We start from the raw sequence: 26,060 nt of genomic DNA on the forward strand, positions 1-26,060 counted from the left end.
ACATCACGTGTCAAAGAAACGATTATATGAAATCGCAAAAGAGGTTGGTGTAGAAAGTAAGGTTGTTGTTGCGAAAGCTCAAGAACTTGGTCTTTCTGTGAAGAGCCATTCCTCATCAGTTGAAGAAGCTGATGCTAATCGTATCACTTCAAGTTTAAAAGGGGGAACAGCTAAGGCTGAAAGCAAGCCAGCTCCTAAAGCGACACCAACTCCTAAAGAGGAAAAGGTAGCGCCTAAGGTTGATAAGGTACCTGTTGCCAAATCAGCTCCAGCTAAAGAAACATCAAAGGCTGAAGTCAAAGAAGCCCCTGCGACTCCGAAAAAACCACAAAGCCGTAATTTTAAGGCAGAACGTGAAGCACGTGCCAAGGCAGAAGCAGAGCGTCGTCAAAATGGCGGAGGACGTGACAACCGTAATCGTAACCGAAATCAACAAGGAAACGATCAAGGTAAACGTCAGAATAATGATCGTCGCAACCAAAATGGAAATGGTCAAGGAAACCGTAACAATGGAAAGCGCGATAACAATAGTAATCGTGACCGTAATTTCCAAGGTAAACAGCGCAATGATCAAGGTCGAAATAAACGCAACGATGCTGCCCGCAACAATCAGGCAGGTCCACGTATTGACTTTAAAGCGCGTGCAGCAGCCTTGAAAGCAGAGCAAAATGCAGAATATTCACGTCAAAGTGAAACACGCTTCCGTGAAGAAAAAGCTGCAGAGCAACGCCGTGCGAAAGAGCAGGAAAAGGCAAGAAAAGAAAAACAACAGGCTGAAGTCGCTGCTCAAAAAGCAGTTGCTGAAGCTAAGCCAGCTCCCAAACCAGCACCGGCTGCTCAACCAGCTCCAGCTGCGCAAGCACAAGATACACGTCGTAAAAAGGCACGTCCAGATAAATCACGTGATAATCGTCGCGAGAATGAAGATGGACCTAAGCAAACAAGAAATAATAAGTGGAATAATCAAAACCAAGTGAGAAATCAACGAAATAGTAACTGGAATAAAAACAAAAATAAAAAAGGTAAAAATAACCGTGGTAATTCAGCTCCAAAACCAGTAACAGAGCGTAAATTCCATGAATTACCAAAAGAATTTGAATACACTGAAGGTATGACGGTTGCAGAAATCGCAAAACGTATTAAACGTGAGCCAGCTGAAATCGTTAAGAAACTCTTCATGATGGGTGTTATGGCAACTCAAAACCAATCTCTTGATGGAGATACTATTGAGTTGTTGATGGTTGATTATGGCATTGAAGCAACCAAGAAAGAAGAAGTCGATAATGCTGATATCGAACGTTTCTTTGTTGACGAAGACTACCTCAATAAAGATGCTATGGTAGAACGTGCACCAGTTGTTACTATCATGGGACACGTTGACCATGGTAAAACAACCCTTCTTGATACCCTTCGTAACTCACGTGTTGCGACTGGAGAAGCTGGTGGAATCACACAGCATATTGGTGCCTACCAAATTGAAGAGGGTGGTAAGAAAATCACCTTCCTTGATACTCCAGGACACGCAGCCTTTACATCTATGCGTGCCCGTGGTGCTTCTGTTACAGATATTACTATCTTGATTGTCGCTGCGGATGACGGTGTTATGCCACAAACTATTGAAGCCATCAACCACTCTAAGGCTGCTGGTGTTCCAATCATTGTTGCGATTAACAAGATTGATAAACCAGGTGCTAACCCAGAGCGTGTAATCGGTGAATTGGCAGAGCATGGCGTTATCTCAACTGCATGGGGTGGGGATAGCGAATTCGTTGAAATTTCAGCGAAGTTTGGTCAAAATATTGAAGAATTGCTTGAAACAGTTCTTCTTGTGGCTGAAGTGGAAGAACTTAAAGCTGACCCAACAGTTCGTGCCATCGGTACCGTTATTGAAGCGCGTTTGGATAAAGGTAAAGGTGCGGTTGCAACCCTCCTTGTTCAACAAGGTACTTTGCATGTTCAAGACCCAATCGTTGTTGGTAATACCTTCGGACGTGTCCGTGCTATGACCAATGACCTTGGTCGTCGTATTAAGACTGCAGCACCGTCAACACCAGTTTCAATTACTGGTTTGAACGAAGCGCCTATGGCGGGTGACCATTTTGCCGTTTATGAAGATGAAAAAGCAGCTCGTGCAGCCGGTGAAGAACGTGCCAAACGTGCCCTTATGAAACAACGTCAACAAACACATCGTGTTAGTCTTGATAACCTCTTTGATACCCTTAAAGCTGGTGAATTGAAGACTGTTAATGTTATCATCAAGGCCGACGTACAAGGTTCTGTTGAAGCCTTGGCAGCATCACTTCTTAAGATTGATGTTGAGGGTGTTCGTGTTAATGTTGTTCACTCAGCAGTAGGTGCTATCAACGAATCTGATATTACTCTTGCGGAAGCTTCAGATGCTGTTGTTATCGGATTTAACGTTCGTCCTACACCACAAGCACGTCAACAAGCGGAAACTGATGAAGTTGAAATTCGTCTTCACAGCATCATCTACAAGGTTATCGAAGAAATCGAAGATGCCATGAAAGGGATGCTTGATCCTGAATTTGAAGAAAAAGTCATTGGTGAAGCTATTATCCGTGAAACCTTCAAAGTTTCTAAAGTCGGAACAATCGGTGGGTTCATGGTTACTAGTGGTAAAATCACTCGTGATTCAAGTGCCCGTGTGATTCGTGATGGTGTCGTTATTTTTGATGGTAAATTGGCAAGCTTGAAACACTTTAAAGATGACGTTAAAGAAGTCGGAAACGCTCAAGAGGGTGGTTTGATGATTGAAAACTATAACGATATTAAAGTTGATGACGTTATCGAAGCTTACATTATGGAAGAAATTAAACGTTAATTTTGTTAGCTTTTAAGAAAGCTTACTTAGGAGACAAAGCTAGGTCATCTGGCCTGGCTTTTGTTCCATCATAATAAGAGAGAAAGGATAAGACTATGGGAAATTCATTTCGTGTAGACCGTGTTGGTATGGAAATCAAACGTGAGGTCAATGAAATTCTTCAAAAGAAAGTTCGTGACCCACGTGTGCAAGATGTCACTATCACAGATGTACAGATGCTTGGTGATTTGTCAGCTGCTAAGATTTTTTACACCATTCATTCAACCTTGGCCTCAGATAACCAAAAAGCACAAACTGGTCTTGAAAAGGCTACTGGGACAATCAAGCGTGAACTTGGTAAAAAATTGACCATGTATAAGATTCCAGATTTGACCTTCATTAAGGATGAGTCTATCGAATACGGTAATAAAATTGATGAAATGCTTCGTAATTTGGAGCGTAAAGACTAAGAAAAAATTCCTGTCAGTTATGGCAGGAATTTTGCGTTATAATAGAATAAAAAGGAGGACTTCAATGAAAGTAACGGTCTATTTGGGAGCTAATATGGGTGATAATCCTAGCTTTAAGAAAGCAACGATTGCCTTGGGTCAGTGGATTGCTAAAAATGGGCATACCCTAGTCTATGGTGGCAGTAAGATGGGACTTATGGGAGTTCTTGGTGATACGGTTTTGGAAAATGGTGGACAGGCTCATGGCATTATGCCACAATTCCTCAAAGATAGGGAGATAGCTTATGAGGGGTTAACCTCAATGACAATAGTAGAAACTATGGCAGAACGAAAGACTGCTATGCTAGTGCAAGGAGATCTCTTTATCGCCCTTCCAGGAGGTCTAGGGACACTGGAAGAAATCTCTGAAGCTATTGCAGCTGCTCGAGTCGGTAAGTTGGACAAACCCTGTGTTTTCTTCAATCTCAATGGCTATTATGATGCTATGAAAATGATGTTAGATACCATGGTTGCTCATGATTTTTTGGAGGCTGAAACAGCAGCAAAATTCCTCTTTACAGATGATTTCTCAGAAATTGAAGCTTTTGTCCAGTCTTATGAACCACCCCAATTGAGACGTTATCGGTAGTGTTGCTTTAATTGTAAAATTGAGATGAATTAAAAAGGTTCAATGATACATCATTGAATCTTTTTAATTAAATCTTTACAAATATTTCTTAGCGACTTCAATATCGCCAGCATAGTTATCACGTTTACCATTTACGATCTGGAAGGCATCAGCACCTTTACCAGCGATAACCACAGCGTCTTTAGAGTCTGTAGTCTCAGACATTGCTGTTTTGATTGCTTCCTCTCGATCGACAATGATACGAACCTCGCGACTGATGTGGCTAGCAATTTCCTGACAGATAGCAAGAGGATCTTCCTTGTTAGGATCATCAGCTGTTAGGATGACATCAACATCAGGGTAGGTATTGAGGACATGTCCAAAGTCTTTACGACGACTTTCACCCTTATTTCCAGGAGCCCCTAGAATTAGGCTAATATGGCCATCTTGATGGCTAGTTACGACTTGTAAGAGCTTATCTAGGCTATCTCCATTGTGAGCATAGTCAACAAATATCTTAGCCCCATTAGTTTGGGTTAGAACCTCCATACGCCCTGGAACAGAAGTTTGAGCGATTCCTTTCTTGATGTCTTGAAGGCTAGCTCCGAGACGTAGGCAGGCCAGACCAGCAGCCATGGCATTGTCCTGGTTAAAGTCACCGATGAGTTGGATATCATAGTCACCGGCTAATTTCCCACTTGCCTTAAAGCTAAAACCTGAGCCATGTTTAACAGCATTGTCGGAGTTTTTACCATAGAAGTCATGCTCTTTATCCGCAACTTCCTCAGCGATAAAAGCAAAGTGATCCATACCGCTATTGACGATAACAACTCGACTGTTTTCCAAGAGGAGACGCTTATGGTAGAAGTAGTCTTCAAAGGTTGGGTGTTCAATAGGCCCAATATGGTCTGGGCTGATGTTAAGAAAGACACCTACATCAAAAGTCAATCCATAGACACGCTTAGTCAGATAGGCTTGACTTGAGACTTCCATAATCAGATGGGTCATGCCATTAGCAACAGCTTCAGCCATCATACGGAAAAGGTCCAAACTCTCAGGTGTTGTTAAGGTAGACTTGAAGAAGTTTTTTCCGTCTAATGTCGTGTTCATGGTTGAAAGCATAGCAGGTTTATGACTTTGCTTGAGAATATTGAAGGCAAAGTAGGCTGCTGTTGTTTTCCCTTTTGTCCCAGTAAAAGCCAGTAATTTAAGCTTGTCTTGAGGGTATTGGTAGAAGGCCTGAGCAACGAGGCTCATAGCCTGCTTAATATCTGATACGATAATGGCAGGAATCCCCACTTGATAATCTTTTTCAGCCACGTAGAAACTCAAGCCAGCTTTGACAGCATTCTCTAAAAATTCAGGCTTGAAGGCAGCCCCTTTGGCAAAGAAGAGGGACGATGGTGTGACATCACGACTATCATAAGAAAGATAATCAAAAGTCACCCCAGTCCATGAATAGTAGTAGTTGTCTTGGTCGATAATATCTCTAAAATTATGGTCCTTTTTAAGAACCTCTAGAACTTGTTCAATAGTAATCATAGTTCCTATTTTAGCCTTAATGTTCTTGTTTTACAAGTCACAGCCAAAAGTTTATAATAAACTAGATTATATTTTATTCTCTAGAAAGAAAGTTATGACTGAAACTAAAACTGATACACAGCAGCAGCAGATGTTAAGAGGGACGGCATGGATGACAGCATCCAATATTATCAGTCGTCTATTAGGGGCACTTTACATTATTCCTTGGTATGCTTGGATGGGTAAACAAGGTGACCAAGCCAATGCCCTCTTTGGTCAAGGGTATAATATTTATGCTCTTTTCCTCTTGATTTCAACAGCAGGTATTCCAGTCGCGATTGCCAAACAGGTGTCTAAATACAACACACTTGGAAAGATGGAGACGAGTTTCTTCTTGCTCAAGCGTATCTTGTATTACATGATTGGTCTCGGACTGATTTTTGGTGTTTTCATGTACTTTGCTTCGCCGTGGATGTCTTACCTTTCTGGGGGAGACGAAGATCTGGTTCGCGTCATGCGTAGCCTTTCTTGGGCGGTTGTTATTTTCCCATCTATGTCTGTCTTACGAGGCTTTTTCCAAGGCTTTAACAACATGAAGCCTTATGCCTTAAGTCAGATTGCGGAACAGATTATCCGTGTTATTTGGATGCTGTTGGCGACCTTCTTCATCATGAAAATTGGGACAGGCGATTATGTGACAGCAGTTGTCCAATCGACTTTTGCCGCTTTTATCGGTATGTTGGCTAGTTATGGAGTGCTTTTCTTCTACCTTTGGAAGGAGGGGAAACTCAAGAGTCTTTTTGGCAAGCAGGCTGTTCATCCGGATATCAATCCAACTGCAATTGTTATTGAAACCTTTAAGGAAGCTGTCCCTTTTATTATCACTGGATCTGCTATTCAGCTTTTCCAACTGATTGATCAATGGACCTTTATCCGTACTATGGAGAAGTTTACAAGCTATAGTAACAGTCAACTTCAGGTTCTCTATGCTTACTTGTCTTCAAACCCAAGTAAGATTACCATGATTTTGATTGCCGTTGCTCTTTCTATTGCCGGGGTTGGGATTCCACTCTTGACGGAAAATATGGTTAAGAAAGATCTTAAGGGAGCGGCTAAACTGATTATCAATAACTTACAGTTGCTTTTGCTCTTTATTGTTCCTGCCATTGTAGGATCAGTGATTTTAGCTAAACCACTTTATACAGTCTTTTATGGTGCGCCAGATAGTCAGGCCTACTTGCTCTTTGTAGCCAGTCTGATTCAAGTTATTTTCTTGGCCTTGTATAGCGTTTTAGCACCAATGCTTCAGGCAATCTTTGAAACCCGTAAAGCTATCAACTATTTTGCGATTGGGGTTTTAGTTAAGGCAATCCTACAGTTACCATTGATTATTTTCCTAGGAGCCCTTGGCCCGGTTATTTCAACAGCCATCGGTTTAGGTGTTCCGATTGCTCTCATGTATAATCACCTCCACACTGTTACGCACTTTAGTCGTAAGACAGTGTTTAGAAAAGCCTTGCTCATCTGCATCCTTACAGTGCTCATGGCTATTCCAGTTGCGGTCTTCTATTGGTTGTTCCAGTTTGTACTGTCACCAACAAGCCGTATGGGTAGTGTGATTTACTTGGTCGTTGGAGGAGGCCTTGGAATCGGTGTCTATGGCGTTCTTGCTCTTGTAACTCGTATGGCTGACCAATTGCTTGGTGCCCGAGCAGCTAGCCTACGTGCTAAATTACATATTAAATAAAATCTAAACCAAGTCATGTGGCTTGGTTTTTTTCTTTTCAACCTTTTCTGAAAAAGGAGTATAATAGGGGTGAAAAAATGAAATCGTTTTAATGATTTAGAATCGAGGAAAGGATTATGGTTGATTCTAGACAAGAACATATAAAATTAGGGACCTATCCTCCCGAACAAGTTTACCAAGTCTTGCAGACAAGCACTCAAGGTTTGAGCTTACAAGAGGTTAAGGAGAGGCAGGCGACGTATGGCCCTAACCAATTGAAGGAAAGTAAAAAGGAGCCTATTTGGTTGGTCTTTTTCAGGCATTTTACTAGTCTTATGGCGCTCTTATTGTGGGTTGGTGGCTTTATCGCTATGCTTTCTCATAGTTTAGAGTTGGGGATTGCAATCTGGTTGGTCAACATTATTAATGGTCTCTTTAGCTTTATTCAAGAATATAGGGCAAGTCAGGCTACGGCAGCTCTTAACAAGCTTCTTCCATCCTATGCGCGAGTTCTTCGTGATGGTAAGGAGGATAAGATTCTAGCTCAGGACTTGGTGCCAGGTGACTTGGTTTTCATTGAAGAAGGGGACCGTATTTCTGCAGATGGACGCTTGGTCGCTGTGACAGATTTGCAGGTTAACCAGTCTGCCCTCACTGGTGAGTCTAATCCTATATATAAGTCAGATCAAGCGGATTTGACTCCTGACAAGACTGAGTTAGAGTATGACAATATGGTGTTTGCAGGGACTACTGTCTCTTCTGGTTCTGGACATTTTATAGTATCTGCTATCGGGATGAAAACTGAGTTTGGACAGATTGCGGATTTGACACAGAATCTTGCTCAGGAAAAGAGTCCCCTTCAGAAGGAATTGGACCATTTGACTAAACAGATTTCAGTTATTGCGGTGTCTGTAGGTCTCTTCTTTATGGTCGCAGCGACTCTATTAGTCCATCAGCCTTTGTCTCAAGCCTTTATTTTTGCATTGGGGATGATTGTGGCCTTTATTCCTGAGGGGCTTCTTCCCACAGTTACTCTATCTTTAGCCATGGCCGTTCAGCGCATGGCTAAGGACCATGCTTTGGTTAAGAAGCTGTCTTCGGTTGAGACGTTGGGAGCAACTTCTGTTATTTGTTCAGATAAAACAGGAACTTTGACGCAAAATGCCATGACGGTTAACCATCTGTGGACCTTGTCAGACAGTTATGAGGTGACTGGGCTGGGTTATGCATCAGAAGGACAGATTGAGCAGGAAGGACGACCTATTTCTCTTGAAGAAAATGAGCTTCTTAATCGTTTGGTCCGCTTCTCTCATTTGGCTAGTAATGCTCAAGTTGTGGCTCCTAGTGCTGATAATCCCAATTTTACAATTTTAGGTGATCCAACTGAGGCTTGTCTTAATGTTCTCGCCGAAAAAGCAGGAATTAATTTAAATGACAATCATACTTGGGCCCCTCGCCTCAAGGAAATCCCCTTTGATTCTGATCGTAAACGGATGACAACAGTGCATAAGCTTGAGTCAGGATCGGATGGCAGTCAGCATATTTCTATCACCAAAGGTGCTCCCAAAGAAGTGATGGAGCTTTGCTCAGACTATTATGATAATCAAGGAATGATTAAATCATTGACAGCTACTGAGCGTCAGGCTATCCTTGCGGCCAACGACCAGTTTGCCCGAGACGGTTTACGTGTTTTAGCTGTGGCCTATAGACCTTTAGACAGTGAGCATATTGGAGAAGACAAATGGGGCATGCAGACCTTGGAGGACAATATGGTCTTTCTAGGCTTGGTTGCCATGAGTGATCCGCCACGTCAGGGTGTGCGTGAAGCCATTGAAAAATGCCATAGAGCTAGTATTCGTATTATTATGGTGACAGGTGATTATGGTTTGACAGCTCTTAGCATTGCTAAGAAAATCGGAATTGTACAAGGAGACGATGCGCGTGTTGTTTCAGGCCTTGAACTAGCTGATATGGATGATAATCAGCTCAAGGAAGCTCTTAAAGGCGAAATCGTTTTTGCTCGTGTAGCACCTGAACAAAAATACCGTGTGGTCAATGCCCTTCAAGAACTTGGCGAAGTTGTCGCTGTTACTGGTGATGGTGTTAATGATGCCCCTGCCCTTAAAAAAGCTGATATCGGTGTAGCTATGGGGGTATCAGGAACAGATGTTGCCAAGGAATCTGCCGATATGATTTTAACAGATGATCATTTTGCTTCTATTGTTCATGCTGTCGAAGAAGGTCGTGCAGTTTATAGAAATATTCAAAAATTCCTGACTTATATTTTTAATTCCAACACGCCAGAAGCCGTACCCTCTGCTTTCTTCTTGTTCTCTTTGGGACGCATACCTCTTCCCTTAACGGTTATGCAAATCCTAGCTATTGACTTGGGGACAGATATGGTACCTGCTTTGGGATTGGGGGTTGAACCACCTGAAGAGGGCGTTATGGATAGACCGCCAAGACGTCTTTCAGATCGCTTGCTCAATCGACAATTATTGATTAAAGCTTTTGTCTGGTATGGACTGATTGAAGCAGCCTTAGCTATGGGGGCTTTCTTCCTTAATTATTGGGTTAATCAAGGTAATTTAAACCATTTGGCCAGCTCAGGTCCTCTTTATCGAGAGGCAACCACTATGACCTTAGGTGCTATTATCTTTACCCAAATTGGTATGGCAATGAATAGCCGTAAAGGTAGAGGGTCTATATTCCAAGTTAAACCATTTGCTAATCGGATTATTAGCTTAGGGATTGTTTTAGAAATTGTTCTCTTTATCATCCTGTCTTACGTGCCTTTCTTCCACACGTTATTTAACACCGCGCCTATTGGACTTGATGATTGGCTCTATTTACTTGCTTGTCCGTTTGTTATTATGGCTTTGGAAGAAATCAGATATCGCTTATTTGATAAAAAGTAAGTCAGTGGCATACCTTAGATTGAAGCAAGACTTTAAAATCGTTTCTTAGTGCTTGAAACTATGATGTTTCAGGCACTTTTTGATGCTTGAAAATCTACTTTTGACAATCTCAAAAATTGGGCTTATTTTAAATTAGAGTCAGTATCTATCTGTCTTTTTAGGTTATAGAAATAAACTATAACTAACTATCAAGAATCCGTATGATGAACTTACCATTATTTTCAGAAAATAGTGATAAAATAGAGGTCATAGATATGGAGTATATCCACTTTACCATGTAGAAAGGGCACATTATGACACAAGAATATCAATTAGAAACCATTTTGGCACACGCAGGAATCAATTCGGATGAAGCAACAGGAGCCTTGGCTTCACCAATTCATTTTTCAACAACTTACCAACATCCAGAATTTGGCCATTCTACTGGTTTTGACTATACACGAACTAAAAATCCAACACGCGCAACAGTGGAAAAAACACTTGCAGCTATTGAAAAAGCAGATTATGCTATTGCGACAAGTTCAGGGATGAGCGCCATTGTTTTGGCCTTTGAAATTTTCCCAGTAGGCAGTAAGGTTGTAGCTGCGCGTGACCTTTACGGAGGTTCTTTCCGTTGGTTTAATGACAAGGAAAAAGAAGGTCGTTTCTTTTTTGAATACACAAATACAGAAGATGAGATGATTTCGGCTATTACAGAAGATACCGATATTGTCTACATCGAAACACCGACAAACCCACTTATGATTGAGTTTGATATTGAAAAAGTGGCCAAAATTGCTCATGACAAGGGTGCGGTGGTTATTGTTGATAATACTTTCTATAGCCCAATCTATCAAACCCCGATTACTCAAGGTGCTGATATCGTTGTCCATTCAGCTACTAAATACCTATCAGGTCATAATGATGTTTTGGCTGGTGTTGTTGTGACCAGTAATCAAGAATTCTACGATAAACTTTATTATAACCTCAATACGACTGGTCCTACCTTGTCACCATTTGATAGCTATATGCTTATGCGTGGTCTTAAGACTTTAAAACTTCGTATGGAGGCATCAACAGCCAATGCTCAAGAAGTTGTAGCTTTCTTAGAAAAGTCACCAGCTGTTAAGGAAGTCCTCTATCCAGGTAAGGGTGGTATGATTTCCTTCAAAGTGGCTAATCAAGACAAGATTCCTACCATTATCAATTCCCTAAAGGTCTTTACCTTTGCGGAGAGTCTAGGTGGTGTCGAAAGCTTGATTACCTACCCAACGACACAAACCCACGCAGATATTCCAAGTGATGTGCGTGCTTCCTATGGTTTGACAGACGACTTGCTTCGTCTTTCAATTGGTATTGAAGCAGCACAAGATTTGATTGCTGACTTGGAAAATGCCCTTAGTCTTTAAGGAGTTATCTATGACACGTTATGATTTTACAACACAACCAAATCGCTTGGATCAAAATACCATGAAATGGCACGAAGCCGAAAGTAATCCAGAACTACTTGAGCTTTGGGTTGCCGATATGGACTTCCTACCTGTTCCTGAGATTAGGGATGCAGTTATCAACTATGCTGAGACACATATTTTTGGTTATCCTTATCCAAGTGAAGAGCTTTATCAGTCCATCATTAATTGGGAAAAAAATCAACACGGTTACGTCGTTGATAAAGAGAGTATTGTTCTCATTGAAGGTGTTGTCCCAGCCATTTCAACAGCTATTCAAGCCTTTGCCAAAGAAGGCGATGCTGTTCTCATCAACACACCAGTTTATCCGCCTTTTGCTCGTTCTGTCCGTTTGAATAATCGTCAGTTGATTGAAAATAGTCTTGTTAAGGTTAATGGCCATTTCGAAATTGATTTTGAACAATTGGAACGTGATATCGTCGAGAATGATGTTAAACTTTATGTTTTCTGTAGCCCACATAACCCAGGTGGGCGTGTCTGGACTAAAGAAGAATTGACCAAGGTAGCAGATTTGTGTCAGAAACATGGTGTTCTCTTGGTATCTGATGAAATCCACCAAGACTTAGCCCTATATGGGAATAAGCACATCTCTATGAATACAATTTCAGATGCTTACAAGGACTTTACCTTGGTGCTTAGTTCGGCTACTAAAACCTTTAATATTGCTGGTACCAAAAACAGTTTTACTATCATTGAAAATGAAGACTTACGTAAAGCCTTTAAACAAAAGCAGTTGGCAAATAATCAACATGAAATTCCAACCATTGGTTTGATTACAACCCAAGCAGCTCTGACCTATGGGCAACCTTGGTTAGAGGAATTGAAAACTGTCTTTGAAACTAATATTGACCTTTTAACCAAAGAACTTAGTGAAAAGACTAATATCAAGGTCATGAAACCTGAGGGAACTTACTTGGTATGGCTTGATTTTTCAGCTTATGATCAAGACCATAATGAACTTGGACGTTTGCTTAAAGAAGAAGCCAAGGTAGTGCTAAATGACGGTATTACTTTTGGTTCCGAAGGAGAAAAACATTTCCGCTTTAACGTAGCTACGCCAACTACAGTTGTTGCCGAAGGAGTTAAACGTCTCGTTTCTGTCTTTGGAAAATAATAAAAGTGATGCAAACAGCATCACTTCAGAATGAAGACAAACATCGTTTTTGATGTTTGTCTTTTTTATATTCTTACCTAATTCTCCTATAATCCAATAATATTGAGATATTTGGGTAAAATTATAGGTCTTTCCTGTCATCATTTTTACCAATTTTTTGATATTTAGACACGCTAAAGTAAGCCCAACCTTAGCTTCCATTTTGGACTTTCCTTTTTCTCTGGTATAACGTAAGTTATGATATTCTTTAGCTGTTCCGAATAACCGTTCTATCGTTTCTTTCCGGTGTTGATACCGTTCTTTCATACCACTTTGATGGCGAATATCTTCACAGACTTCTAGGGCATCTTTCCAAATATGACGCACAACAACTTTTTGGTGCTGGCGACTTTCAGTACAAATCGCTAACAAGGGACAGGTCTTACAAATTTTAGGATTACTTTTATACTCTCGATAACCTTCACGTGTGGTTGTACGATAAGTTAATACATGGTTCTCTGGACAAAGATAACAATCAAAATGCTCGTCATAGACAAAGTCTTTTGGACGTAAAAAATCTTTCTTACCTCTTGGTCTAGTGTAAGGGAAAACTGGTGTAATCCCTTTTTCTAGAAGAAACTTGGCAATACTAGGTGTTTTATAGCCTGAATCCGCAATAATGAATTCAGGTGAGAATGGTTCTAGTTTGACAAAAAGAGCAGAGAAAGCCTGACTATCATGGATGTTTCCTGCTTCAACCGTATAAGCTAAGGCCCAGCCGTGTTTATCACAAGCTACTTGAGCATTGTAAGCGAAGACTTCCTTATGTTCCCCCTTATGAAACCAACCACTGTCTGGGTCTGTCGTTGATTGTTTCTTAGGTTTAGCCTCGCCTTTTTTGGCGGGCTTTAAGAACTTTTTTGCGTGTTTTTTCCTATCTAAATTAATCTCAATCTCCAGTTGTTCACTCATGAATTTAGCTTTTTGATCAATAACAACAGTTTTGTACTTATGATTATTAGCAGCTGCCTTGATATGGGTCCCATCAATGAAGATTTCTGAGGGATCAATGAGCCCTGCTTCCAAAACATGATGAAGCACATGACTAAAAATGTGTGCTAACACTTCCTTGTTTTCAAAGCGTCGGCTATAGTTCTTACCGTAAGTTGTAAAATGAGGCACCTTATCGTCCAGAGATAAGCCAAGAAACCAACGGTAAGCCGTATTCACCTCAATATCTTTAATGGTTTGGCGCATAGAACGAATGCCATAAAAACATTGAATCAACGGAATTTTAACTAATAAAACAGGGTCTAGACTAGGGCGACCATTATCCGAGGAATAACTATCTTCGACAAGATCATAAATAAAAGAGAAATCAATCGTTTCCTCGACTTTTCTTAGAAAATGGTCTTTAGGCACAAGTTCATCAAGCGTATAGAATCCTACTTGACGTCGATTGTATTCAGGATTTTCTTTGTGAAACATAGGAACACCTCATCAAATACCTTTTTCTTTTATTATACTCCTTCAAAGCAAGAAAAATCCCCAGAAGTATAACTTCTGAGGACTTTGTCTTCAATCTGAAGTGATGCAAACAGCATCACTTTTATTATTGTTATGAGTGTACATCGTAGATTTTCAAGTTTAATAGAAGATCTTCCTGAGTGGAGAAGACCTTGACATCCTGCTTGCCAGAGGTATTAAATCTGGCTAGAGTATAAGTTTGGCCATTGGGGAAGAAAATTTCCAAGCTACGATTGTCTGTAATAAGCGTTATAGTGATATTATCAGTTTCCTTATAGTGACTGTCAACTTTATAACCTTGACCGTTACCCAAGAGTCCATCGTAATAGTAAGAAGAGGCAGTTTGACTACCATCCATGCTGTTGTTCAGTTCAGCAGCATAGGCAGAGACCTGATAGGTACCACTTGTTATTTGGTAGGCGATTTTAACGTAATCAGAGCCTTGCCAGATATCAATGTAGATATAGCCTCCTTCTTTCTTAATATTTGAAAAATGCAGTTGGTAATACCCTGAACTATTTTTTCCAGCAAGATCAAGAAGGCCATTAGCATTATGATTGTGACTTTTATCAATCCAAGGTTTTCTATTGTCACCGATGAGTGGCCTTTGACTCGAAATGTTGCTGTTTTGATATTTGAGGGTTAATTGTTCATTTTTATATAGGGGAGCGGACTGAATAATACCGTCCTTATCCAGTTGTAGCTGTCTGGGTGTAGCGTAAAAACCGATAGTCTCTAGAAAATCACTCTTAGCTTCTTCGTCACTGTGAATGCCTGACGTGAAGTAGTTCCAATTACCAACCCAGCCAAGACTGATAAGGTTATGATTGCTTTCTTCAATTCGATCGTTTCCAGTGAAGTTAGCGCCATAATAGTCTGAGCCTTGATCTAAGCGTTTTGTTCCTGTATCTGCAATAAATAAGCCGTTACCATCTAAATGCCCTACAGTATAGTAGGTTCCAGTTGTTTCGCCTGAAGCTGTATCCTTAGCTCCAAAAAAGAGAACTTGCTTGTCCTGACCGTCAGTTGTTGTCATTGTTTTGAGAACGGGACACTCGATAGGAGCGTTGTCCTGCCAGTTACGACCCTTAAAAAATGTTTCGGGTAGGATTTTGGAGTCTCCCTTGCTATCTGCTTTGGTCCAGTTGATACCATCTTGAGATTGATAAACACCTAAGGCGTCACCTTCAGCGACATACATGAGTAGTTTGTCTTTGAAGTGGAAGACATAAGGATCGCGGAAGTCTTTAGCGTTATAGGATTGATCCTTTGTCAATAAAGGTTTACCATCTTTTAAGGCATTAGTAAAGCTAGCTCCCTTGTCATTTGATGCACTAGCATAGATTGCTTGGCTTCCATCATCCGTGAGTCCAGTAAAATAGGCGACAGGTTCTTCGTTTTGGATATCAGAAATCCCCTGACTATCTGTGACTACACTACCTGTCCAAGCAGAATGCCATCCTTCTTTAGAGTCGCCACCCTTTGATGGTATAGCAGTCTCTTGTTTACTATAGGTGATAAAATCTTTAGTCGTTGTATGTGTCCAATCTTGACCGTTGGGTCCAAAAGGATCAGTAGCCCCATCCACAGAGTGTAGAAAATAGATATCATAGTAATTTTTTTCTTGATTCCATACGATAGTCTGTAGGTCGTTAGACCATCCTTTATGAGATGCTAGATGAAAGGTTTGACTCACAGAAGCCTTATTTGTTTTTGGAGAAGGATTGTTAACGTTCTCATTTTTCATTATAAAAACAAAAAATAAGATTAAAAAAGCAATAATAAAAATTAGAGAAGGATATTTTGATTCCATATAGTAATATTTCCTGATTAAATTGCATGTTTTTATAGTTATTATTTTAACAAAAAAATAGTTTTTTACAAAAAATATCAATTTGTCATTAAAAAAAGATTGGAATTTAGATAAAAAAATGATAGAATGGAACATGTAAAAACCTAAAAGGAGAGTTTATATGGATATTACAGTTAATTCACAGTCAAATACAGTAGCACCAAAGCAAGCAGAGTGCAAAAAGATGCGTTATAGCATCCGTAAGGTAGCCACAGTAGGGGCAACATCGGCACTCGTTGGTACCTTGGCGTTTTTGGGTGCCACTCAGGTAAAAGCTGATCAAGTTACAGAAACAGCACCAGCGGTAGCTACTGCGACAGCAACACCAGAAACAAGCACAGCATCTCTAACGGTAGCCAGTGAAACAGCAACAAGTGTGGCAACTTCAGAAGCAGTTGAATCTTCAGTTGCACATTCAGAGGTTGCAACTAAACCAGTTACAGAGACACAACCAAGCAACACAACTCCATCAGTAGTTGAAGAAAAGGCGTCTAGCACAGTAGTGACATCTTCATCAGATGCAACAACACCTTCAGCGACTGTTGCTGCAGTTTCTGCTCCGGCTCATACATCAGAGGCTGCAGTAGAAGCACCAACTTCAACAGCAAGCTCAGAAGCAGCTGATACACACACTGAAGTAGACCTTAAAGTTTCTGAAAACAGCGCGGCTAATGCCAACCTTAGTAAACTTAATGGTCGTATCAAGTCTATTGTTGAAGAGAATATGACCTCAGATCAAATCGTTGCCTTGACTGAGGAAGAAATTAAAGCACTTAATAAAGTTGACTTTAGTGATGATGCTATCAAGGGTACAGGTACTAGCTTGACTTACCGTAACTTGAAAGATATCGTTGCTAGCTTCTTGAAGCAAGACAGCAAATTGGCAGTTCCTTACTTTAAAGCAGATACAATCATCAATATGCCTGCCTTCAACACTGTTGATGCCCAAACGATGAAAAAAGAAGAAATCGACGTTTGGGATTCTTGGCCAGTCCAAGATGCTAAGTCAGGTGTAGTTAGCAACTGGAATGGTTACCAGTTGGTTATCTCAATGGCCGGTGCACCAAATAAAAACTCAAACCACATTTACTTGCTCTATAGTAAATATGGAGATAATGACTTTACACATTGGAAAAATGCGGGTCCAATCTTTGGTTATAATGCCCTTGAAGATGACCAACAATGGTCAGGTTCAGCGACGGTAAACTCTGACGGTAGTATCCAACTTTACTACACTAAGAATGATACTAGTGGCGGTAAATTGAACTGGCAACAATTGGCTAGTGCTACACTTAACCTAGCTGTTGAAAACGATGAAGTTGTTATCAAGTCAGTTGAAAATGACCACATTCTCTTTGGTGGGGATAACTATCATTATCAAAGTTATCCAAAATTCATGAGTACTTTCAACGATGACCACAACCACGATGGAAATCCAGACCGTACAGATAACTACTGTCTTCGTGACCCACACATCATTGAAGATAACGGTAGCCGCTACCTTATTTTCGAATCAAATACAGGTGACGAAAACTACCAAGGCGAAAAACAAATTTACAAATGGTCAAACTATGGAGGAGATGACGCCTTTAACCTTAAGTCATTCCTCAATATTGTTAATAATAAACACCTTTACAACCTTGCATCATGGGCAAATGGTTCTATCGGTATCTTGAAACTTGATGATAATGAGAAAAATCCATCTGTAGCTGAACTTTACACACCGCTTGTCACTAGCCACATGGTTACTGATGAAGTAGAACGTCCAAGTGTTGTTAAGATGGGTGGCAAGTATTACCTCTTCACTGCTTCACGTATCAACAAATCTACGGATGCTGAAGGTACTGTAGCAGCGCGTGAAGCTGTCGGTGATGACGTTGTCATGCTTGGATTCGTATCAGACAGCCTCCGAGGAAAATATCGTCCACTTAATGGCTCAGGTGTGGTCTTGACAGCCTCTGTACCAGCTGACTGGCGTACATCTACCTATTCTTACTATGCGGTTCCTGTTGAAGGCTCATCAGATACTCTTTTGGTAACTTCTTACATGACTAACCGTGGTGGAATTGCCGGTGCTGAGAATAAATCAACATGGGCTCCAAGCTTCCTTATCAAGATGAATGCAGATGATACTACAGAAGTTCTTCCTAAGATGACGAATCAAGGTGACTGGATTTGGGATAAATCTAGTGAAAGCTTGGTACACGTAGGCGATCAAAACAGTGCTAAATTGCCAAACGAGGACTTTAATGTAGATTATTATGCGGTATCGGGTTATGGTCTTAAACCACATACTTATCCTACAGTTGATGGTTCAACAGGCGTTTCTGAAGCTCACGGTGTCTTGACTGTAACTGTTAAAGATGGTAAAGACAAGAAGGCAGATAAGCCAGAAACACCAGTAAGTCCAACAGAAGGTAACCATTCTGTTGATGATAAGACTAATAAACCAGGCACTTCTAAACCAGCGGACAATAATCAACCATCAGCTGATAAAGAAGATAAACCAACAAATCCTACGAATCCGGATTCTCCAGCTCGTACTCCTTTCCCAAATTATGGAGACCACTCTAATGATAACAATTCTTCAAATGATCATCATGTAGCGGTCCCTGTGAAACCTTCGACAGGAGATTCTGTGGGTGATCGTCGTCCAGTAGCTCAAGTCGCAGAGATTGCGACACCAGTACCAAAGACTATTGTAGCAACTGGACCAACTGTTCCAACGAATACTGTTAAAGAAGAGTCTGTGACTGAAACAGAAGCTCCAAAACCAGTTAAGTCTGAAGAAAAAGTTCAGTCTCACGGAGTTGATAAAGCTAATGAAGTAACTAAGTCTGATGAGTCAAGTAAAGGCAACAATACTAAAGTTGCTGCCAAACTTGCTACGACTCCTAAGACACCAAGTGATTCAGAAGGTTCAAACAGCAACATTCTTTCAATCTTGGCGACTATCTTTGCAGCAATTGCTAGTCTAGCTCTTCTTGGCTATGGTTTGGTCACAGGAAAGATTCATTTACCTAAAAAATAATCCTTTTCAAAAACGTTTGCAGAAAAGCAAGCGTTTTTTTTGCCTTTTTGATATAATGGAGTGAGTATAAAGCAAAGGAAGAAACTATTATGGGTAAATTTCAAGTTATTTCACATCCACTGATTCAACATAAACTTTCAATCCTCCGTCGTGAGGATACTTCTACTAAGGACTTCCGTGAGCTAGTTAATGAAATTGCTATGCTTATGGGTTACGAAGTATCTCGTGACCTTCCTCTCGAAGAGGTTGAAATTCAAACACCAATTACCAAAACAGTACAAAAACAACTTTCTGGTAAGAAATTAGCGATTGTTCCAATCCTTCGTGCGGGTATTGGTATGGTCGATGGTTTTCTTAGCCTTGTACCAGCAGCTAAAGTTGGTCATATTGGTATGTATCGTGATGAGGAAACTCTTGAGCCGGTTGAGTACTTGGTTAAATTACCAGAAGACATTGATCAACGTCAGATCTTTGTAGTAGACCCAATGCTTGCGACTGGTGGTTCAGCAATCTTGGCAGTAGACTCACTTAAAAAACGTGGCGCTGCTAATATCAAGTTTGTTTGCTTGGTTGCAGCACCAGAAGGTGTCAAAAAATTGCAAGATGCTCACCCAGATATCGATATCTACACAGCATCTTTGGATGAGAAACTTAATGAAAACGGTTATATTGTTCCAGGTCTTGGAGATGCAGGTGACCGTCTCTTTGGTACAAAATAAGTTGAAAAGGGAAAATTTCCCTTTTTTTACTAGATTAATAAGTTTAAAGTGAAATTATTTTAGGGGGGGTTAGCACTCTTTCCAAAAGAGTGCTAAGAATGATGTTTTTTATTTGACCTAATTTGACTAAAATCATATAATAGCATCAAGACAATATTAAAAGGAGGATTCATATGATTCCTGTAGTAATTGAACAAACATCACGCGGTGAGCGTTCTTATGATATTTACTCACGTTTGCTCAAGGATCGTATCATCATGTTAACAGGTCCTGTTGAAGATAATATGGCAAACTCAATTATTGCCCAACTCTTGTTTTTGGATGCTCAAGACAATACAAAAGATATCTATCTTTATGTTAATACACCAGGTGGATCCGTTTCGGCTGGTCTTGCCATTGTTGATACAATGAACTTCATCAAGTCTGATGTTCAGACTATCGTTATGGGGATGGCAGCATCTATGGGAACAGTTATCGCTTCCAGCGGTACCAAAGGTAAACGTTTCATGTTGCCAAATGCAGAGTACATGATTCACCAACCAATGGGCGGTACTGGTGGCGGTACGCAACAAACAGACATGGCTATCGCAGCTGAACACTTGCTCAAGACACGTAATAACTTGGAGCAAATCTTGGCAGATAATTCTGGACAACCAATTGAAAAAGTTCATGCAGACGCTGAACGTGACAATTGGATGAGTGCTCAAGAAACGCTTGAATATGGTTTCATCGATGAAATCATGGCTAATAACCAATTAAAATAAACTGAGCTTGTCTTAAACAAAAGTCAGATGCAAATCGGTTGTATAAGGACCGTTTCATCTGGCTTTTTGTGTTATAATAGAAAACATGTTAATAATCAATGAGGAGTTGCTTGCGATTGATCAAGCTATAGAGTGTCTTGTTTCGTATTTTCTAAAGCTACCTGAGGTAGAGAATTATCGTTTGAAACGCCAGAAATTCGAAAATGACAGAGAACTTCAAGAGCAACTCTTTGCATTTCAAGAATTAAAGGATAGCTATGATGCTGCTAAGGCGTATGAGGCTTTTAGACCAGATGTGAGAGAGTTGAAACGTCAGGTTTTGCGAATGAAGCGCCAAATTGATTTAAACGAGGTGGTTATTGCTTATCGTCACGCAGAGTTCGATTTACAGACTATTTTAGCCAATCTTGGTGAGGAGATTGCCCAAGCCGTTTCAGGTCAGATTTTTATTGATACTGGATTACCTCTTGCCCCCCATAAACCACATCATAAAAAGGGAGACACGAACATAAAGGAGAAGATGAGTCATGATTAAGCGTCAAGGCATTATTGTTTATTTATACTACAATAGAGACTTACGTAAAATTGCCAAGTTTGGGGATGTTGTCTACCATTCTTATAAGATGCGTTATGTGCACCTTTATGTAGATGAGGACAAGGTCGAGGATATTTTGAAAGAGCTCGATGGAATGAAAGCAGTGAAAAAAGTTCTGCCTTCCTACTATTCTGATATTGATATGGACTTTGTAGGTAGTCTGGAACGTTACGACACCTCAGTCCCTGAACCGTTTAAGAACTTTTCTCTTTAATAAGAGAAAAGTTTTTTTCTTTTTAAAGAGTTATTCTTAAAGTAATGGAAACGATTACTGCCGCTAAAGCTTAGTTATGTGTAGTTGACAATTGTCTGATAATTCTGTAAGCTATAAGATGGACTTTTTTAAGAAAATATTAAGGAGAAATCTTATGTCTAAAAAGATCACACTTATTGTGTTAGCCTTTTTTGCTTCCATTTTCTTAGTTGCCTGTGGCAAGTCACCAGATGTGACTGCTAATGCCAATGGTACTAAGATTGGCGATACAATCAAAATTGGTGTTAACATGGAGTTGACAGGTGCCGTTGCAGCCTATGGTAAGGCAGAGCAGAATGGTATTAAGTTGGCTGTTGACGAAATTAACAAAGCTGGTGGCGTCGATGGCAAAAAGCTTGAGCTTGTCACAAAAGATAATAAATCTGAAAATGCTGAAGCTTCAACATCTTCAACGAACTTGGCTATTCAGAATAATGTAAATGCTATCGTTGGTCCAGCGACATCAGGTGCTGTTGCTGCGGCTAGCCTTGTATCACAAAAAACAGGAGTTCCTTTGCTGACACCTTCAGGTACGCAGGACGACCTTACGGTAGATGCTAATGGTACGAAGAAATTCGTTTTCCGTACAACCTTCAAGGATAGTTACCAAGGTAAAGTTTTGGCAGCTTATTCTTACAATAATTTGAATGCTAAGAAAGTAGTTCTCTACTATGATAATGCTTCAGATTATGCCAAAGGTATTGCGGATGAATTCAAGCGTGAATATAAAGGTAAAATCGTTACTGAAGCTACCTTTGCTTCAGGGGACAAGGACTATCAGTCAGCATTGACTAAATTTAAAGACCTTGATTATGATGCTATTGTAATGCCTGGTTACTATACTGAGACTGGTATTATCACTAAACAAGCACGTGACCTTGGAATTGATAAACCAATCCTTGGACCTGACGGATTCAGTGATGCGAAATTTACTGAGCTTGCAGGTAAAAAGAATGCTTCAAACGTCTACTATGTATCAGGATATTCAACAAATGTTGCTCTTTCTGACAAGGCATCAGGATTCATCGAAGCATATAAGAAAGCTTACAACACTGACCCAAATATGTTTGCTGCTCTAGCTTACGATTCTGTTTATATGATTGCAGAAGCATCAAAAGATGCGAAAACATCAGTTGATATTGCTGATAACTTAGCACATTTGAAAAACTTTGTCGGGGTTACTGGTAAAATGACGATTGATAAGGATCATAACCCTATTAAAGCAGCTCTTATGGTTAAAAGAGATAATGGTGAAGAGGTTTCAGCGGAAGCCGTTGAAATTGAAAAATAATCTGTTATCTATACTAAAAATGAACTAGAAAGTTTGGTTAAATATGTTTTTTGAACAACTTCCCCAACAACTAGTCAATGGTATCATCTTGGGTAGTATCTATGCCTTACTTGCCCTTGGATATACCATGGTTTATGGGATTATCAAATTGATTAACTTTGCCCATGGAGACATCTATATGATGGGTGCCTTCGTTGGTTACTATGCGATTAATAGCCTTGGAATGAATTTCTGGGTTGCCCTTGTCTTTGCTATGCTTGTCTGTGCGATTTTAGGGGTTGTCATTGAGTTCTTGGCTTATCGCCCACTCCGTAATTCGACACGTATTTCTGCCTTGATTACGGCTATCGGTGTCTCATTCTTCCTTGAGTACATCATGGTTCTCTTTGTAGGTGCAGATACACGTTCATTCCCTCAAAAGATTGCAATTAAGACTTATCATCTTGGATCAATCTCTGTAACAAATGTGCAATTGCTTATCTTGGTAGTTGCCCTTGTCCTTATGGTTGCTCTTCAATTGATTGTTAAAAAGACTAAGATGGGTAAAGCTATGCGTGCCGTATCTGTAGACAGTGATGCAGCTGAATTGATGGGTATTAATGTTAATAACACTATCAGCTTCACTTTTGCTCTTGGATCATCACTAGCAGGGGCAGCGGGTGTCCTTATTGGTCTTTACTATAACTCTATCGAACCTCTTATGGGTATGACACCAGGTATTAAAGCCTTTGTTGCTGCCGTTCTTGGTGGTATCGGTATTATCCCTGGTGCAGCACTTGGTGGATTTGTTATCGGTATTTTGGAGACATTATCAACTGCAATTGGTTTGTCAAGTTACCGTGATGCCATCGTTTATGGTGTCTTGATCGTTATCCTTTTGGTTCGCCCAGCGGGTATCCTCGGTAAAAATGTGAAAGAGAAGGTGTAAGACATGAAGAAAAATCTAAAAGTAAACCTTATTTGGTTTGGTCTTATCATTGGGCTCTTCCTTATCTTGAAAGGTCTTGAACTTTCAGGTATCATGAACCTTTACTACATCCAAATCTTAATGGGAATTGGGATCTCAATCCTTATGGGACTTGGTACTAACCTGGTTCTTGGTTTCTCAGGACAATTTACACTGGGACAAGCTGGTTTCATGGCAATTGGTGCCTATTCATCAGCTATCATTACTGGTATGATGCCAACATATGACGGTTTCTACCTCTCAATGGTTGTCGGTGTCATCATCGCAGCTATTGTTGCCCTTATCTTTGGTCTACCTACCCTTCGTTTGAAAGGGGACTACCTTGCCATTGCAACTCTTGGTATGGCTGAAATCATCCGTATCATTATCGTTAATGGTGGTGAATTGACTAATGGTGCTGCTGGTTTGACAGGTATCCTTCCTTATACAAGTTGGCCTGTAATTTATTTCTTTGTGGTAATCATTACAATTTTGGTACTTAACTTCTTGCGTTCAGCAACTGGACGTCAAGCAATCACTCTTCGTGAAGATGAAATTGCTGCTGAGTCAATGGGTGTTAATGTCACAAAAATGAAGGTTCTTATCTTTGTTATTGGTGCCATGATTTCAGCGATTGCTGGTTCACTTTATGTCAGCTACATCGGTACAGTCGTGCCAAAAGATTTCACTATCATGAAATCAATTGATTACCTTATCATTGCCGTTCTTGGTGGTCTTGGATCTATCACAGGTACTATCATTGCCGCTGTTGTTCTTGGTATTATCAACATGTTCCTCCAAAACGTTTCAAACCTTCGTATGATTATTTACGCCTTGGCTTTGATTCTTGTAATGCTCTTCCGTCCAGGTGGACTTCTTGGAACAAAAGAACTCTATCTCTCAAAATTCTTCAATAAATCTAAGGAGGGCAAATAATAATGGCACTTCTTGAAGTTAAAAATCTAACTAAAAACTTCGGTGGTTTGACTGCCGTTGGTGATGTTTCAATGGAACTCAATGAAGGTGAGTTGGTTGGGCTTATCGGACCAAATGGTGCTGGTAAAACAACCTTGTTCAACCTTTTGACAGGTGTCTATGAGCCAAGTGAAGGAACGATTACACTTGATGGTACAGTCCTAAACGGTAAAGCACCTTATAAAATCGCTTCACTCGGTTTGTCACGTACATTCCAAAATATCCGTCTTTTCAAAGACATGACTGTGCTTGAAAATGTTCTTGTTGGTTTGTCAAATAAGCAACCTTCAAATTTCTTTGCATCTCTTTTGCGTTTGCCTAAGTACTACTCAAGTGAAGAAGAGTTAAAAGCAAAAGCTATGGAACTCTTGGCTATCTTCAACTTGGATGGTGAGGCAGATACGCTTGCGAAAAACTTAGCTTATGGGCAACAACGTCATTTGGAAATTGTTCGTGCACTTGCAACAGAACCAAAAATTCTTTTCCTTGATGAACCAGCTGCGGGTATGAATCCACAAGAAACAGCTGAATTGACTGCTCATATTCGTCAAATTCAAAAAGACTTTGGTATTACAATCATCTTGATTGAACATGATATGAGTTTGGTCATGGATGTTACTGAGCGTATCTATGTTTTGGAATACGGACGCTTGATTGCAGAAGGAACACCTGATGAAATTAAGAATAACAAACGCGTTATTGAAGCTTACTTGGGAGGTGAAGCATAATGGCTATGTTGAAAGTTGAAAATCTCTCAATTAAATATGGATCTATTGAAGCTGTTAAAAATGTTAGCTTTGAAGTTAATGAAGGTGAAGTTGTAACTCTTATCGGTGCTAACGGTGCAGGTAAAACATCAATTCTCCGTACAATCTCAGGTCTTGTTCGTCCAACTGAGGGAACCATTTCTTATCTCGGAAATGATATTCATAAAACACCTGCACGTAAGATTGTTGCTGAAGGTTTAGCTCAAGTACCTGAGGGACGTCATGTATTTGCAGGATTAACCGTAATGGAAAATCTTGAAATGGGAGCTTTCCTTCATACAAATAAAGAAGAGAACACAGCTCTCTTGAAAAAAGTCTTCCAACGTTTCCCACGCCTAGAAGAACGTAAGAATCAAGATGCAGCGACACTTTCTGGTGGTGAGCAACAAATGCTTGCAATGGGCCGTGCCCTTATGAGTCGTCCAAAACTTTTGCTTTTGGATGAGCCTTCAATGGGACTTGCTCCAATCTTTATTCAGGAAATTTTTGATATTATTGAAGATATTAAGGCACAAGGAACTACAGTTCTTTTGATTGAGCAAAATGCCAATAAGGCTTTGTCAATTGCAGACCGTGGTTACGTTCTTGAAACTGGTAAAGTGGTTCTTTCAGGTACTGGTGAAGAACTTCTTGCATCAGATGAAGTTCGTAAAGCCTATCTTGGAGGATAAGAAAAAGCGCCCGAGGGCGTTTTTCTATCGTCTCATACTGATTGGAAAATACTAATTTTTCAGTA

The 26,060-nt window shown here is 40.2% G+C and carries 20 protein-coding genes; 17 read left to right on the forward strand and 3 right to left on the reverse strand.

Features of this window, described 5'->3' with window-relative positions; genetic code table 11:
• Positions 1–7: 7 nt before the first annotated feature.
• The 3 genes from infB to NSQ79_RS01695 all read left to right on the forward strand — a co-directional run bounded on the left by infB (position 8) and on the right by NSQ79_RS01695 (position 3,919).
• Complete coding sequence (gene infB / locus NSQ79_RS01685; protein ID WP_014633584.1) at positions 8–2,842, forward strand: translation initiation factor IF-2; 2,835 nt, start codon at positions 8–10, stop codon at positions 2,840–2,842.
• 95 nt (positions 2,843–2,937) lie between these two features.
• Entirely contained in the window at positions 2,938–3,291 is a 354-nt protein-coding gene (gene rbfA / locus NSQ79_RS01690; RefSeq protein WP_002883798.1) for a 30S ribosome-binding factor RbfA, read from the forward strand.
• Between the two features lie 64 nt (positions 3,292–3,355).
• Entirely contained in the window at positions 3,356–3,919 is a 564-nt protein-coding gene (locus tag NSQ79_RS01695) for a TIGR00730 family Rossman fold protein (RefSeq protein ID WP_014633582.1), read from the forward strand.
• Between the two features lie 75 nt (positions 3,920–3,994).
• On the opposite strand, the gene NSQ79_RS01700 is transcribed toward NSQ79_RS01695, so the two are convergent.
• Entirely contained in the window at positions 3,995–5,440 is a 1,446-nt protein-coding gene (locus tag NSQ79_RS01700) for a UDP-N-acetylmuramoyl-L-alanyl-D-glutamate--L-lysine ligase (protein WP_164332307.1), read from the reverse strand.
• Positions 5,441–5,534: 94 nt separating this feature from the next.
• Here NSQ79_RS01700 and NSQ79_RS01705 point away from each other — a divergent pair, with 94 nt between their 5' ends.
• From NSQ79_RS01705 to NSQ79_RS01720, 4 genes are all read left to right on the forward strand, one after another.
• Positions 5,535–7,166: a polysaccharide biosynthesis protein gene (locus NSQ79_RS01705; RefSeq protein WP_156209453.1), complete on the forward strand. Its 1,632-nt coding sequence runs from the start codon at positions 5,535–5,537 to the stop codon at positions 7,164–7,166.
• A gap of 116 nt (positions 7,167–7,282) precedes the next feature.
• Positions 7,283–10,063 (forward strand): cation-transporting P-type ATPase, encoded by a 2,781-nt coding sequence (locus NSQ79_RS01710; protein ID WP_049529038.1) that lies wholly within the window; start codon positions 7,283–7,285, stop codon positions 10,061–10,063.
• A gap of 293 nt (positions 10,064–10,356) precedes the next feature.
• Positions 10,357–11,451, forward strand: coding sequence for a cystathionine gamma-synthase (locus tag NSQ79_RS01715; protein WP_164332306.1), 1,095 nt, complete (start codon positions 10,357–10,359; stop codon positions 11,449–11,451).
• Between the two features lie 10 nt (positions 11,452–11,461).
• Positions 11,462–12,625, forward strand: coding sequence for a MalY/PatB family protein (locus NSQ79_RS01720; protein ID WP_164332305.1), 1,164 nt, complete (start codon positions 11,462–11,464; stop codon positions 12,623–12,625).
• Here NSQ79_RS01720 and NSQ79_RS01725 read toward each other — a convergent pair.
• Positions 12,506–14,092: an IS1182 family transposase gene (locus tag NSQ79_RS01725; protein WP_262407701.1), complete on the reverse strand. Its 1,587-nt coding sequence runs from the start codon at positions 14,090–14,092 to the stop codon at positions 12,506–12,508. The two genes, NSQ79_RS01720 and NSQ79_RS01725, sit on opposite strands and share 120 nt — an antisense overlap.
• Before the next feature lie 130 nt (positions 14,093–14,222).
• Positions 14,223–15,827: a glycoside hydrolase family 32 protein gene (locus NSQ79_RS01730; RefSeq protein WP_228382832.1), complete on the reverse strand. Its 1,605-nt coding sequence runs from the start codon at positions 15,825–15,827 to the stop codon at positions 14,223–14,225.
• 277 nt (positions 15,828–16,104) lie between these two features.
• Between NSQ79_RS01730 and NSQ79_RS01735 the strand changes: the two genes are divergently transcribed.
• From NSQ79_RS01735 to NSQ79_RS01780, 10 genes are all read left to right on the forward strand, one after another.
• On the forward strand, positions 16,105–19,014 hold the full coding sequence (locus NSQ79_RS01735) for a glycoside hydrolase family 68 protein (RefSeq protein ID WP_339313755.1): 2,910 nt from the start codon (positions 16,105–16,107) through the stop codon (positions 19,012–19,014).
• An 89-nt stretch (positions 19,015–19,103) separates the two neighbouring features.
• A complete protein-coding gene (gene upp / locus NSQ79_RS01740; RefSeq protein ID WP_002883819.1) occupies positions 19,104–19,733 on the forward strand; it encodes a uracil phosphoribosyltransferase in 630 nt (209 codons plus the stop codon).
• A gap of 173 nt (positions 19,734–19,906) precedes the next feature.
• Complete coding sequence (gene clpP, locus NSQ79_RS01745) at positions 19,907–20,497, forward strand: ATP-dependent Clp protease proteolytic subunit ClpP (protein ID WP_045768756.1); 591 nt, start codon at positions 19,907–19,909, stop codon at positions 20,495–20,497.
• Positions 20,498–20,582: 85 nt separating this feature from the next.
• Positions 20,583–21,032: a YlbF family regulator gene (locus NSQ79_RS01750; RefSeq protein WP_049529424.1), complete on the forward strand. Its 450-nt coding sequence runs from the start codon at positions 20,583–20,585 to the stop codon at positions 21,030–21,032.
• Positions 21,025–21,306: a YlbG family protein gene (locus NSQ79_RS01755; RefSeq protein ID WP_002890011.1), complete on the forward strand. Its 282-nt coding sequence runs from the start codon at positions 21,025–21,027 to the stop codon at positions 21,304–21,306. Before NSQ79_RS01750 ends, NSQ79_RS01755 begins: the two co-directional genes overlap by 8 nt.
• A gap of 154 nt (positions 21,307–21,460) precedes the next feature.
• Positions 21,461–22,636 carry an ABC transporter substrate-binding protein gene (locus NSQ79_RS01760; protein WP_048790259.1) on the forward strand — a complete coding sequence of 392 codons (1,176 nt, stop codon included), beginning with the start codon at positions 21,461–21,463 and terminating at the stop codon, positions 22,634–22,636.
• A gap of 43 nt (positions 22,637–22,679) precedes the next feature.
• On the forward strand, positions 22,680–23,564 hold the full coding sequence (locus tag NSQ79_RS01765) for a branched-chain amino acid ABC transporter permease (RefSeq protein WP_002883743.1): 885 nt from the start codon (positions 22,680–22,682) through the stop codon (positions 23,562–23,564).
• Positions 23,565–23,567: 3 nt separating this feature from the next.
• Positions 23,568–24,518, forward strand: a complete 951-nt coding sequence (locus NSQ79_RS01770) for a branched-chain amino acid ABC transporter permease (RefSeq protein ID WP_002883720.1) — start codon at positions 23,568–23,570, stop codon at positions 24,516–24,518.
• A gap of 2 nt (positions 24,519–24,520) precedes the next feature.
• The gene (locus NSQ79_RS01775) at positions 24,521–25,285 is read left to right on the forward strand and encodes an ABC transporter ATP-binding protein (protein WP_045771733.1); all 765 of its coding nucleotides are present in this window, start codon (positions 24,521–24,523) and stop codon (positions 25,283–25,285) included.
• Positions 25,285–25,995, forward strand: coding sequence for an ABC transporter ATP-binding protein (locus NSQ79_RS01780; protein ID WP_014633927.1), 711 nt, complete (start codon positions 25,285–25,287; stop codon positions 25,993–25,995). The genes NSQ79_RS01775 and NSQ79_RS01780 overlap by 1 nt, the downstream gene beginning before the upstream one ends.
• Positions 25,996–26,060: the final 65 nt, after the last annotated feature.

It is taken from the genome of Streptococcus sp. FSL W7-1342 (genome assembly GCF_037966635.1).
In the GTDB taxonomy this organism is placed as follows: Bacteria; Bacillota; Bacilli; order Lactobacillales; family Streptococcaceae; genus Streptococcus; species Streptococcus salivarius_D.